The following is an 11,890-nucleotide window of genomic DNA, read 5'->3' on the forward strand; positions in this document are numbered from 1 at the left end:
AACCTCATAATGTTTATTATTACCGTAAGCATTACGGCCGGGATTTCCGGTTGCGTAATCACCTACATGGACAAGCCGCTCCCACCAAGAGCCGAGCTTTGGAAAAAGCAGGGATCAACAAGCGAAAAAACCAAATCAGATATCACCTCCTGCTCCAAAAAAGGACAGTCGCTCTACCCGAACGCAGATTTCTCTCTTTACTTTAGCTATACAGACTACTGCATGCTCAAGAAAGGGTATGAATTCAATAACAATCCGTCCGGCCGACCTTGGTGCACAAGAGGCGGGGTTTTCTGGGAAACCATTGCTTGCCACTACCATCGCGGCAATATAAGCCGACAGAAGAGCGGAGAAACAACGTGGAGGAACAACCAAAAGGTCGATCCGGACAAATTCATGAAGAGAGACCCAAAACCCAGCCCTTTAGGAACTAGTGATTTATATTAAAAGACAAAAATAAGATTAAGTAAAACATTGATAATACTCCGCAAAGCGACGAAAATCCTAACAAGATTTGTCTTGGCAATAGCCTGCACGGGGTGCGGTTGGCACTATATTGACGACCCAGCCCCCCGATGAGCATGAGCGTTGGCAGAAACCAGGCGCAACGATTTACTCAACACAGCAAGAATTGCGCGAATGTGCTCCAGGAGAGATAACGTCATTCGAGCATATGCGCCGGTTAGATGAGTGCATGCTTCGAAAAGGATACGAATTCATCGACCCAGTTCGAGGTAGGCGCAAATGTGACACGCCTAGAATGATCAAACTCCCATCATGCCAACCACTGAATAAATGAAACCCGGAGGGCAGGAGAGACTTCACTAAGAGCCTTTGCCTCACCCTCCTCTTCCGCGTTTCTTTACCCATCTAGGATTTCGGTCAGAAACCCGTTCAAGGAGCGAACGACCATGCCAAAACGACTAATGCGACCGATCTCAATATTCATATACGTGATCAGTGCATTAACTGGCTGCACCACCTACAGCGTAAGCAATATTGACAGGCCTGCGCCTGAAACCTTTGAGACATGGATAACAGGTGACACCTCTCGGCTTGATGCGAGAAAAGCACTACTAGAATGCGGAGCACCTAGCCTTAGCCCGACGAGCCGGACCTATCGAGCCATCGGCATCACAGATCTCGAAGAACAACTCAAACGTTCGTTCATGGTCACAGCATGCATGGAATCCTCAGGCCATCGCGCTCGTTGGGGAGGACTGTCCGAATCATGCAACCTGCAGCCCAGGTACGGGCAATTTCCAGCCTGCCAAGCCCATACCGACATCCCGGAGCCCTCGGTCAAACGCCGCCTCAATAGCTGGTGGTGCCGCATCCACACCGATTATGAATTCTGTCGGAATCATGCGGTGAACCCGTCGGCCTGCGACCCTGACGACCACAAAAACCCGCCACCAGAGTGCCGCCCCTGAGAGCCATTTATTCAAGGCACTAACAACCAGCAACTGCCGAAAAACACCGATTGCATCCAAACGGATGCCTAATCCACGCCCCACTCAAGGAACGAGTTCATGGCAACAAGGAAATTCCTATTCATTACCGCCACTTTGATAATGGCCGGATGCGCCGCAACCACGCAGTCACCTCGGCCAATAGACCAACTGCCGATGTACGGGGGCATGGATCGCTCAGCAATACCTGAATTGCATGAGGCAGATCAGCAATTCATTGAGGACGTCTCGGAGGCATTCGGATCGCGCAAACAAGCGAGCCGGAAGTGGACCGACTACGGCATCCGTAAGTTCTTCGAAGGCCGAGGTCACCTGGCCATGAAGCGATGCAATCAGGCGTGGTTGCTTGATCCGAGAAACGTTGAAGCCTACCGCTGCTTTGGCCTCGTAATGATGAACCGCGGAGCAACCGACAAAGCCATCCACAACCTGGAAAAAGCCCGCGAACTCACTCCCGAGAGCAGCGCAATCCTCGCGGACCTTGGGGCCACATACTCGATTCATGGAGCAAGCCCAGACAGGACTGATGAGGAGCGCAAAGCCCTATATGCGAAATCGGACGAGCTGCACCAGCAAGCGGTCGAGATCGCACCGAACAACCCCCACGTCTACGAGTTCCGCGCACTATCTCTTCGTGAACGCGGGAAGAACGTCGCCGCCTGGGACGCGATAAGGAAAGTCCTCGGCCTTGGCGGCAGCGTCGACAGGCTGCTGTTCACGAACATACTTAAATCCCTCGAGGAGGAGGGCTACGAAATTGCCAACGCAACGTACCCGCTTCAAGACGAGGACGCGGTAAATCGTCAAGACGAAAGCACTGATCAAGTCAGTAGCGCTTCATCAACCACAACGAAAGGTTCAAAGGAGTGAACATGATGAAGAAGCCCCTCGTTTACCTTGCCCTCGCCGCAACCATGAGCGGCTGCTCAACGGCCGGCAGCAGCCATCCCGACCATTCCGTGCAAGACGATCTTGCCGCTTGCCTCGCCCAGTTAACGAGCGAAAAGGACCTCTTGCTTGTAGAAGCGCCCGTTGCGAACAACTCGCTATCGAACGCCATCGTCAATGGGCTCGCCGGACACTCCCGAGCGGCGGATACGGTGACCTCGGCTTTGAGCAACCGCCACGGCCGCCCCGTGCTCGTTTTTGGTAAGAAGCAAGCCAACAACACCGCACTGCTGCGTGCGGCGCTGAAGTCTCTCCCCAATAACCCGGTCGCAAGCGAAGTCTGCCTTGCTGCGAGCGCATCCGGGGGAGAAGAACTGCGTCATCTGGCCGCATCGGGTGGTTTCGAACTCTTTTTCACGCGCACCGACGACTGACCCCTGCTCCGCCCGGCAACCAATACCGCCCTGTCTCCCGCGATCACGGAGCCGATCGCAAAGGCGGGGTCTGAACCCTGCACGTGATGCATCACGCATTTTCCCAACCAATCGATCAAGGAGTGATTGATGAAAAAGCAACTGCCCCTGGGCCTAGTAACGGCGGTTGGAATCGCCGCCAGCAACCTCGCCGCTGCAAGCGATGTCTACCTCAAAGGCGGCGTCGGCTGGGCACAGAACGAGGGCGAGACAGCGACCGTTGGCGATCTCGGCGCCCCACCCGACCGGGTTATGTTCGAGTCCGATGACTCGATCGCCTACCACCTCGGCGTCGGGTATCGACTGGCCGAATGGCTGGATACGGAGCTTTCCCTGAACCAGGTCGATGGGTTCGACCTGAGTGGCCCATACGAGAATGACGGCAACCCCTCCGGCGAGATTGGCCGCACCGAGGTGGATACGACCTCGGTGATAATTCTCGGGCTTGTGAACCTGAGTGCCGTACTGGACGCCTCCTGGCCGGTCGAGCCATATGTCGGCCTTGGCGCGGGGTACGCGAGACACGACATGGCACGGTTCAACATCACGAACGACAGCGCCACGATCAACAGCGACACCAGCGGCGGATTCGCCTGGAAGGTACTTCTGGGGGCCACCTATCCGGTCAGCGAGCACATGTCCCTGGATGCTTCCTATGCCTATACCGACTACGGCGAGGCGAAATCCAGTCTGGCAGCTTACGAGCGTGGTGGCGCCCTGCAGCTAAACTCGCCCCTGACAGTCGATATCCGGTCTCATGAGCTCTCGCTTTCGCTACGATACCGACTATGACCCTCCAAACGAGGGGGGGGGGGGGAGGCAAGGGTGCGACGACACTCGTGGCACAATGCCGCCCGATGTCTGCCGACCACTCCATCAAGCCCGGTTTCACTGCACCGCCCGAGGACCTCGTGGTCGACGAGGCGGCGGTGCTGCGCGTGGACGAGCTGCCACGCGGCGCGCTGGACACATTGGTGGAACGGTTCGGGCTGGCCCTGGTCTGGGTAAGGGACGGCGAGTCGATCCCGGGGAGTTTCTGGGGCGACGACGAGGCGGGGCTGATCGGCGAGAGGTTGTATGTCCGTCCGGATACGGCAGTGCATTCGGCCCTGCACGAATTCGCGCACCTCGTGTGCATGGATGCCGGCCGTCGGGCAGCGGCGCATACGGATGCGGGCAGCGACGATATCGAGGAGGAGGCGGTCTGCCACCTGCAGATCCTGATGGCCGATTACCTCGATGGTTTCGACCGCCAGCGGGCGCTGGCCGACATGCAGGCCTGGGGGTATTCGTTCCGTGTCGGCGCGCCGGCCGACTGGTTCCGCGAGGATGCTGACCGGGCAGTCGACTGGCTTGCCCGACATGATCTGATTCACGTGGCCGAGTCCGGTCCGACACCCACTTTCCGCACCCGAGGGAATACGTGACCCGACTGCAACGCATCCGCGCTGTCGCCACCTCGCCGAAACAGCTGGCCGTGCTGTTCCTCGGCTTTTCCTCCGGCCTGCCGCTGCTGCTCACCTCCGGCACGCTGCAGGCGTGGCTGACGATGGAGGATATCGATCTCAAGACGATCGGCCTATTCGCGCTGGTCGGCCTGCCCTACACGGTGAAATTCCTCTGGGCGCCGATCCTCGACCGATGGTCGGTCGGCTATTTCGCCCGCCGGCGCGGCTGGATGCTGCTGACCCAGTCGCTGATCGCCGCGGGGCTGCTGGGGCTGGCATTGAGCGACCCGCAGACGCAGATCTGGCAGATCGCGATCTTCGCCCTGCTGGTGGCGTTCTTCTCCGCGACGCAGGACATCGCCATCGATGCCTGGCGGACGGATACGCTGGATGCGCCGGAACGCGGTCTGGGTGCGGCGGTGTTCGTGATGACGTACCGCATCGGCATGCTGGTGGCCGGGTCGCTCGCCCTGATCATGGGCGATCACATCGGCTGGCCGCTGACCTACACGGTGATGGCGCTGCTGATGGGCGTGGGTTTCGTCACCGCGTGGTTCGCCCCGGAGCGGGACACGCGGGATCTCGCGCCGCAGACGCTGGGTGCGGCGGTGATCGGGCCGATGAAGGCATTCTTCAGCCGCCCAGAGGCGTGGATGCTGATCGTGCTGGTGATCCTGTACAAGTTCGGCGATGCCTTTGCCGGCACGCTGACCACGGCCTTCCTGATCCGCGGGGCGGGCTTCACGGCGACCGACGTGGGGCTGATCAACAACGGGGCCGGTCTGATCGTGACCATCATCGGCGGGCTGTTTGGCGGGCTGTGGATGGTCCGTCTGGGCCTGTACCGGGCGCTGATGCTGTTCGGCGTGCTGCAGGCGGTCACCAACCTCGGCTATGCCTGGCTGTACGAGTGGAATGCCTACGGGCTGATGGTGACAGTGGTCTCGCTGGAGCATTTCGCCGGCGGGCTGGGCACGGCAGCCTTCGTCGCGCTGCTGATGTCCCTGTGCGACCGAAAGTATTCGGCCACTCAGTACGCGCTGCTCTCGGCGATCGCCTCGCTGGGACGGATTTACCTGGGTCCGACGGCCGGCTTTATCGTCGAGGCGGTCGACTGGACGATCTTCTTCATTCTCACGTTCTTTGCCGCCCTGCCCGGCCTGTGGCTCCTCTGGCGAGCCCGCCACACCATCCGCCGGCTGGACCAGTGACTGCCTCACCAAGGCCTGCGACGGAACCCGCCCGTACGCACCCTGTCTTCTGATCTACACTCGGCACACATCCAAACAACAGGAGCGAATGGAATGATTGCTCAAATCGGAAAAGTGCTGCTGGCCGCCAGCACAGGACTGCTGATCAGTCAGGCCAACGCTATGGCGCAACCGCCGGAACATGCCGGGCAGAACGCCCAGGGCAACCAGGAGCAGCACGCGATGGGCAATGCGCCCCAGCAGCGCGATCGCGATCGCTATCACATCTCCACGCGCGAACGCAGCCACATCCGCGACTGGTACAGCCGTAACCTGCCGCCGGGTCTGGCCAAGCAGGGCAAGATTCCGCCGGGCCACGCCAAGCGACTGCAACGCGGCTCGCCCTGGCCTCCGCGCGGCGTGGAGTACGAACCGCTACCGCGTGAACTGGTGCGCAACCTGTCGCCCCTGCCGGATCACATGCGGTATTACCGCGTCGGCACGGACGTCGTCATTGCCGATACGGCAGGCGAAGTGGTCAGCGATGTGGTCTATGACGTACTAAACCGTTAAGATTTCTACCTGAACTCGGACCGGCGAGGCAGCCCCTTTGCCGGTCTTGTTTTTTTATTGATGCCAAGCCAAGCCGACCGAGACATGACCGCAGACGATTCCAAAGCCACCGGGGCCACCGGGCCGATGACGGAAGAGACCGAGGCCAACGGCGCCCCGAATGCCGAACCGGCCGAACAGGCGGAAGCCAAAACGGCGGAGGCAAGTGAAAAGCCGGCGGCCAATGACGGCGACAAGGGCGAGGCCCACCAGGCCAAGAAGCCTCGGGTGCATCCGCGCGAGGCGGTCAAGCTGTTCGAGGCGGCATGGCCGGAGGCCTTCTCGACGGATCCCAAGGCGGTCAAGCCGCTGGCAATCGGCATCCTGCAGCAGATTCTCGCCGAGCGACCGGCCGAGCTCGACGGCCTCAATTCCAAGGCGATCCGGGCGGCGATGAAGTTCTACACGTCGCGACTGTCCTACCACTTCGCGATGAAGGATGCCGAGCACCGGGTCGACCTCAAGGGCGAACCGGCCGAGCCCATCGACGACAAGGCCCGCTCTCACGCCGAGGAACAGATCAAGGCGATCCATGCCGCACGCGACGCCAAACGCGCCGAGCAGGGTGAGTCCGAGGAAAGCGGCGAGAAGAAGCCGCGCCGTCCGCGCAAGGGGGCCAACAAGCCGGCCGGCCGCAAGGGGGCAAAGGCCGCCCCGCGCGGCGAGGGCTCCAAGCGACATGGCGACCGCCGTTCGAAGAGCGGCAGGCCGCCAAAAGACAACCAGCCGGACCCGGCGCTCAAGAACATGAGCATGGAAGAAAAGCTAGACCGTCTCGCGCAACGCTTCGGTCAGGACGGGGTCAAATAAGCACCGTCCCGCCGCTCGAGGGTGTCCCTCGAGACTGCACGCACCTCCCTCAGCGGGAGCGGCGCCACTGCAGCGCCGCGCGGCTCAACCGCGCTCTTTCCACGACGCCTCACGCCGCAGACCACAAAACCGTCACCGCCCCATAGCCGCCACCAAACACCCATGAGCCGACGCACGAAAACTGCGCGCAACAACCGCCCCATTCGCCGCTGGCTATGGCGCCTGTTCTGGCTCACGCTGCTCAGCTTCGTGCTGGTCCAGCTGTGGTTCTTCGTCCAGGTGTGGCACCTGCGGGATCACAATCCCGAGACCACCGCCTTCATGCGCGAGCGGCTCGAAATGCTGCGTGGCATTCGCCCCGACATCCGCGCCAACCAGATCTTCGTGCCCATTGATGCCATCAGCCCCGCCGCACGCCGTGCCGTGGTCGCCTCGGAGGATGACCGATTCATGGATCACTTCGGCATCGACCTGAAGGGTCTGCGCCGGGCGATGGAACGGAACATCGAAGCCGGCGGCATTGTCGAGGGCGGCTCGACCATCACACAGCAACTCGCCAAGAATCTCTTCCTGTCCGCAGATCAGTCTCTATGGCGCAAGGGCGAGGAAGCGCTGATCGCCCTGATGCTCGAGGCAACTCTGGGCAAGCGCCGCATCCTCGAGCTTTATCTCAACTACGCGGAATGGGGCAACCTCGTCTACGGCATCGAGGCCGCCGCCCGCATCTACTACGGAAAATCCGCCAGCCAACTGACGCGATACGAGGCCGCCAAGCTCGCCGCCATGCTTCCCAACCCGCGGTTCTACCAAGACAACCGCAATGCGCGGGGACTACAGGTGAGGACCAGTGCGGTGCTTGAGCGGATGGAGTATTCGCGGACGCCCTGACGTCTATACACCCGCGTTCATCACTACTCGCTCACGAATTCCCTCGCCCAGATGTTGGACGGGTCGTTCCGCATAAGGGAAGCTGCCATGCGGTGTGCTATTTGAAGCTCGCCGAGCTCTTCCGCCAACCGTCCGGCACGCTCAAGGACTTCCAGGCGATTTGCCTGATCCTCGTCACGTATTGCAAAAACTTTGGTCGCCCCCAAAAGCACAGCCAGAGCATCGGACTTCTTACCAGTCAGAACCAGCAAGTCCGACAGTTCAAGGTGCCCCGGCATGCAGAGTGGCAACTGCCGATTCACCGCTCGCAACTTGTTGATCGCCTCCGCGTACGTCTCCGAGTCAGTCACCCCCTGACGCTGGGCCACCCGCGTCGGGAACTCCGCAGCAATCGTCTGCGCCATGCAATCCCGATCCTTGTAACGCAATAGCCGGTTTGCATTGTCGGTCGCCAGCTTCTCGGCCATTTCTTTGAGCGGTGGGATCGGCATGCTCGCCGCCTCGTTGAACTCCGCGGCCATCGCATACTCGGTCGCCTTGGTATTCACCGGATAAAGTGTGCTCACTAATTGAGCCACTGGATACTGGTTCGCACCCACCCCTGTGGGCTGTTCGACATGCGGGCTATCGAGCGCCAAGAAGGACCCGATATAAGCATCTAGCAACATGCCGAGTGATAGCATGCCCACCAACACCCAAGGCAACAGTCCACGCGGCGGCTTTGAGATATCCATGGACGCCACCGAAACATAGCCACTCTCCTTTATCTTCAGGCGACTCAGACCTATCGCCAGCGTTAACCCGACGAGCATCGCGATGGCCGTCTCATAAAAAACAAAATTCACAAGTGCGTGGGCAAAAGCCGTCAAGGCACCGATCAGCAGAACCAGGGCAGAGAACCGGCCATCCGCTTCAGCCAGCTGGTCTCTTCGAGCGACCAAGACCCCGCTTCGGAGGAAAATCCAAAAGACTAAGATAGGAACCAATGCGAACATAAGGACGCCGGGCGCGCCGGTTTCCAATGCCAACTGGAGATAATCGTTGTGCGCCATGTCCCCGGTAGTTCCCGTCTCGTCAAGATGACGAAACTCAGGATAGTAGAGCTTGAACGTGCCCAACCCGGTTCCCCAGAGGCCGTGATCATCAATAGCCTCTAGCGTCGAGTCCCAGATCAAAAACCGCGCCGTCTGGTCTGACGTCACGACAGACTCCGCGCGATCGAGGAAGCTCACTCCCAATGACGCAGCACCCAACATTAGGCCGACCAGAACCGCTGTTGGCCCCTTCCACAAAACCGGCCGAGGCAACACGCGCCAAAATCGCCAAGTGATGGCCAGATACAATAGCCCGCCACCTAAAAACGCGATCCAAGCCCCCCGCGATTGGGTTAGCACCAATGTCACCGCCAGCATCGTGATCGCCCCCAGCATCAGCTTGGAGCGCAAGCCGTCACGGTATTTTTCAACGTACTCCCCCAGAGCGACGAACATCGCGACGTTTACGAGGGCAGCAAAGGAGTTCGGGTCAATAAATGGCCCGCGTGCTCGAGGGCTTCCCAGGGCGTAATCCACAACGGCCACAATCGCAGTAAGTAGGACGATAACCAGCGCTCCGCAAAGCGGTCGGGAAACATGTTCTTGCGGCAAACGCACCGCCAAAGCGTAAGCGAGAACGAGCCAGCCGAAGGTGATCCAGTACCAGTACGAAAGATAGGGCCACCCGCTCCAGAAGATGGACACAAGAGTCCATCCGAGAAACCCTGCCAACAAAGGGCCTACGAGGCTCGCGAAACCCAAGCCGCGCTGCCACAGGAGCCCCTTTAGGTCCCAAAAGAGCACCTTTCCAGCGACGACAAAGGGAATTCCGATCAACGGCAGCCAGTATGCGTCCGATGGGCCGTGGAAAAACATACTGGCCACAAAAGCCAGAAGAAAAAGAATAATAAGCAAACGCATAACAAAAAGGCGCGCCTCTCGGCGCGCCCGGCTTAAATGGTTTTCTTTGTGCAGGTTACTGCTGACAAGAGCTCGGCGCCCACTGGGGCTCGTTCGTCGAGCAGTTCCAAGTCACTTGGGAGTCACCCGAGTTGAACGTGGGGGTCAGATCGATGGTCATGCCGGACAACGGACTCGTGCTAGTCGCTGTCACGGTAATATCGGTGCCGTCCCATGCCACCGACTGAACGTGCGTCGATGAAGAGGAACTAAAGTTAACCGAGTTTGCCCCCGGCAGCTGATCGTACGTGATCGCATACTCAGCAACGGCCACCTTCGCCGGCGCGGCAGCAGTGATCAACTCGGTCGCTTGGGCGCGCTTGGTGTAATCCTGGTAAGCCGGGATGGCGATTGCGGCGAGGATGCCGATGATCGCCACGACGATCATCAGTTCGATCAGGGTGAAACCCTTCTGAACTTGCGTGTTCATTTGCTTCATCATCATTGCGAGTTCTCCTTTGGAGCGTTGATCAACCGGGCCTCCTGGCCCTTGGCCACGGAATACCTAGCAACGTACGTGCCAAGACGGGAAGGCCTCCACCACCATATCGGCAAGTCCGCCGCGCAAGGATTCGGCGCCAACCGTACCCACCCAACCACCGCTAATGTAGTAGCAATTGTCACGTTTCCTACCAACCACATCGCTGTATGTGTCACTTTTTGACACGAATTGTTTGTCCTTAACTCCGATTTATCCCACCCCACCGATCCACACCTAGCCCTACGAATTAACGCTCGTGGCAGAAACACCGCTCCTCCGCAACGGCAACCACAAAAAAGCCCCGGAGCGATCGCCCGGGGCTTTTAGATCTACTGTGGCCGTGATTATTCGTCGACGGTTATCTGATCCTTGATTGCCGCGACGGTCTTGTCACCAATGCCCTGAACCGCTGTCAATTCGCTCACCGAATCGAAACCTCCATGTTCGGACCGGTATTCGACAATGCGTTCCGCGTAGACCGGGCCGATACCGTTGAGCGCCACCAGCTCATCCACGCTGGCCTGATTGACGTTCAGCGCGTCGGCAGCAAGCGCTACCGGTGCGGTAATCCAAAGAGCAGCCGCGATGGCAGCCGCACGTGAAAACAGGGTGAGTCCTTTCATCATCCTACCTCCTTGTACACGTGGGATGACTGTACTTTACGGTATGTACGCGTTTCCGGATATCGGCATATTCTGAATAACTTGTAGGACAAATCGGTTCCTGATGTAGGAATCGGATTACAAGATGACAAATCCCGCCACCGAACCGATTTCCACACGGGTGCCTCACCGGCGTCGGACTGTCGTGCGGAGGATCGGAGGGGGAGTGCCTGACGTTGCCCGAGGTCCGCGTGGTGCGAACGGACATCGCTTGTCCGGCGGGACAAGCGCAGGCGAGACGTGCGTCGTCTCCGACGGGCCACGGCCGAGCCCCCGGAAAGGGCATACCCAACACGAAGAAACCCCCGCAGCCATTTGGCATGCGGGGGTTTCGGAATGGGGAGCCTGGCGTTGACCTACTTTCACATGGGGAAGCCCCACACTATCATCGGCGATGCGGCGTTTCACTGCTGTGTTCGGGATGGGAACAGGTGGTTCCACCGCTCTATGGACGCCAGGCGAAGGGGTAACCGACCAGCCTGAGGCTGATCGGCGGTAAAGCGAATGCGTGTGTTGTATCTATGTGTGTTGCTTTGGCGTTATATGGTCAAGCCGCACGGGTAATTAGTACGGGTTAGCTGCATGCATTACTGCACTTCCACATCCCGCCTATCAACGTGGTGGTCTTCCACGGCCCTTCAGGAGGCTCGAGGCCTCGGGGAGATCTCATCTTGGGGTGGGCTTCCCGCTTAGATGCTTTCAGCGGTTATCCCATCCGAACTTAGCTACCCGGCAGTGCCACTGGCGTGACAACCGGAACACCAGAGGTTCGTCCATCCCGGTCCTCTCGTACTAAGGACAGATTCCCTCAAATCTCCAACGCCCACGGCAGATAGGGACCGAACTGTCTCACGACGTTCTGAACCCAGCTCGCGTACCACTTTAAATGGCGAACAGCCATACCCTTGGGACCTGCTTCAGCCCCAGGATGTGATGAGCCGACATCGAGGTGCCAAACACTGCCGTCGATAT

Annotated in this window: 12 protein-coding genes and 2 rRNA genes (1 of these 14 cut by a window edge); 9 read left to right on the top strand and 5 right to left on the bottom strand. The window is 59.3% G+C overall.

The window, feature by feature from the left end:
• The first annotated feature begins 66 nt into the window (after nucleotides 1-66).
• The 9 genes from LV476_RS07265 (at nucleotide 67) to mtgA (ending at nucleotide 7,781) form a co-directional block, all read left to right on the top strand.
• A complete protein-coding gene (locus LV476_RS07265) occupies nucleotides 67-447 on the top strand; it encodes a hypothetical protein (protein ID WP_250074836.1) in 381 nt (126 codons plus the stop codon).
• Nucleotides 448-1,532: 1,085 nt separating this feature from the next.
• A complete protein-coding gene (locus LV476_RS07270; protein ID WP_250074837.1) occupies nucleotides 1,533-2,342 on the top strand; it encodes a tetratricopeptide repeat protein in 810 nt (269 codons plus the stop codon).
• Between the two features lie 2 nt (nucleotides 2,343-2,344).
• On the top strand, nucleotides 2,345-2,794 hold the full coding sequence (locus tag LV476_RS07275) for a hypothetical protein (protein WP_250074838.1): 450 nt from the start codon (nucleotides 2,345-2,347) through the stop codon (nucleotides 2,792-2,794).
• Between the two features lie 129 nt (nucleotides 2,795-2,923).
• Nucleotides 2,924-3,625 (top strand): outer membrane protein, encoded by a 702-nt coding sequence (locus tag LV476_RS07280; protein ID WP_250074839.1) that lies wholly within the window; start codon nucleotides 2,924-2,926, stop codon nucleotides 3,623-3,625.
• A 65-nt stretch (nucleotides 3,626-3,690) separates the two neighbouring features.
• A complete protein-coding gene (locus LV476_RS07285; protein ID WP_250074841.1) occupies nucleotides 3,691-4,260 on the top strand; it encodes a hypothetical protein in 570 nt (189 codons plus the stop codon).
• Nucleotides 4,257-5,492, top strand: a complete 1,236-nt coding sequence (locus LV476_RS07290) for an AmpG family muropeptide MFS transporter (RefSeq protein ID WP_250074843.1) — start codon at nucleotides 4,257-4,259, stop codon at nucleotides 5,490-5,492. The genes LV476_RS07285 and LV476_RS07290 overlap by 4 nt, the downstream gene beginning before the upstream one ends.
• A gap of 93 nt (nucleotides 5,493-5,585) precedes the next feature.
• The gene (locus tag LV476_RS07295) at nucleotides 5,586-6,044 is read left to right on the top strand and encodes a hypothetical protein (RefSeq protein ID WP_250074845.1); all 459 of its coding nucleotides are present in this window, start codon (nucleotides 5,586-5,588) and stop codon (nucleotides 6,042-6,044) included.
• A gap of 84 nt (nucleotides 6,045-6,128) precedes the next feature.
• Nucleotides 6,129-6,893 carry a ProQ/FINO family protein gene (locus LV476_RS07300; protein ID WP_250074847.1) on the top strand — a complete coding sequence of 255 codons (765 nt, stop codon included), beginning with the start codon at nucleotides 6,129-6,131 and terminating at the stop codon, nucleotides 6,891-6,893.
• Nucleotides 6,894-7,055: 162 nt separating this feature from the next.
• Nucleotides 7,056-7,781, top strand: a complete 726-nt coding sequence (gene mtgA, locus LV476_RS07305; RefSeq protein ID WP_250074849.1) for a monofunctional biosynthetic peptidoglycan transglycosylase — start codon at nucleotides 7,056-7,058, stop codon at nucleotides 7,779-7,781.
• A gap of 23 nt (nucleotides 7,782-7,804) precedes the next feature.
• On the opposite strand, the gene LV476_RS07310 is transcribed toward mtgA, so the two are convergent.
• The 5 genes from LV476_RS07310 to LV476_RS07335 all read right to left on the bottom strand — a co-directional run.
• Nucleotides 7,805-9,736, bottom strand: coding sequence for an O-antigen ligase family protein (locus LV476_RS07310; RefSeq protein ID WP_250074850.1), 1,932 nt, complete (start codon nucleotides 9,734-9,736; stop codon nucleotides 7,805-7,807).
• Nucleotides 9,737-9,791: 55 nt separating this feature from the next.
• Complete coding sequence (locus LV476_RS11205) at nucleotides 9,792-10,220, bottom strand: pilin (RefSeq protein ID WP_284047423.1); 429 nt, start codon at nucleotides 10,218-10,220, stop codon at nucleotides 9,792-9,794.
• 380 nt (nucleotides 10,221-10,600) lie between these two features.
• Complete coding sequence (locus LV476_RS07325) at nucleotides 10,601-10,882, bottom strand: ComEA family DNA-binding protein (RefSeq protein WP_250074852.1); 282 nt, start codon at nucleotides 10,880-10,882, stop codon at nucleotides 10,601-10,603.
• A 379-nt stretch (nucleotides 10,883-11,261) separates the two neighbouring features.
• Nucleotides 11,262-11,377 (bottom strand): 5S ribosomal RNA (gene rrf, locus LV476_RS07330).
• Between the two features lie 84 nt (nucleotides 11,378-11,461).
• A 23S ribosomal RNA gene (locus tag LV476_RS07335) occupies nucleotides 11,462-11,890 on the bottom strand (it continues 2,449 nt past the right edge of the window).

Origin of the sequence: Guyparkeria hydrothermalis (assembly GCF_023555385.1) — a bacterium.
In the GTDB taxonomy this organism is placed as follows: Bacteria; Pseudomonadota; Gammaproteobacteria; order Halothiobacillales; family Halothiobacillaceae; genus Guyparkeria; species Guyparkeria hydrothermalis_A.

Bases quoted from the DNA above. Each gene is read 5' to 3' on its own strand.
- LV476_RS07310 (WP_250074850.1), bottom strand. From the start codon at position 9,736: ATGCGTTTGCTTATTATTCTTTTTCTTCTGGCTTTTGTGGCCAGTATG.
- LV476_RS07265 (WP_250074836.1), top strand. From the start codon at position 67: ATGGACAAGCCGCTCCCACCAAGAGCCGAGCTTTGGAAAAAGCAGGGA.
- LV476_RS07300 (WP_250074847.1), top strand. From the start codon at position 6,129: ATGACCGCAGACGATTCCAAAGCCACCGGGGCCACCGGGCCGATGACG.
- LV476_RS07285 (WP_250074841.1), top strand. From the start codon at position 3,691: ATGTCTGCCGACCACTCCATCAAGCCCGGTTTCACTGCACCGCCCGAG.
- LV476_RS07295 (WP_250074845.1), top strand. From the start codon at position 5,586: ATGATTGCTCAAATCGGAAAAGTGCTGCTGGCCGCCAGCACAGGACTG.
- LV476_RS07275 (WP_250074838.1), top strand. From the start codon at position 2,345: ATGATGAAGAAGCCCCTCGTTTACCTTGCCCTCGCCGCAACCATGAGC.
- LV476_RS11205 (WP_284047423.1), bottom strand. From the start codon at position 10,220: ATGATGATGAAGCAAATGAACACGCAAGTTCAGAAGGGTTTCACCCTG.
- LV476_RS07280 (WP_250074839.1), top strand. From the start codon at position 2,924: ATGAAAAAGCAACTGCCCCTGGGCCTAGTAACGGCGGTTGGAATCGCC.
- LV476_RS07325 (WP_250074852.1), bottom strand. From the start codon at position 10,882: ATGATGAAAGGACTCACCCTGTTTTCACGTGCGGCTGCCATCGCGGCT.
- mtgA (WP_250074849.1), top strand. From the start codon at position 7,056: ATGAGCCGACGCACGAAAACTGCGCGCAACAACCGCCCCATTCGCCGC.
- LV476_RS07270 (WP_250074837.1), top strand. From the start codon at position 1,533: ATGGCAACAAGGAAATTCCTATTCATTACCGCCACTTTGATAATGGCC.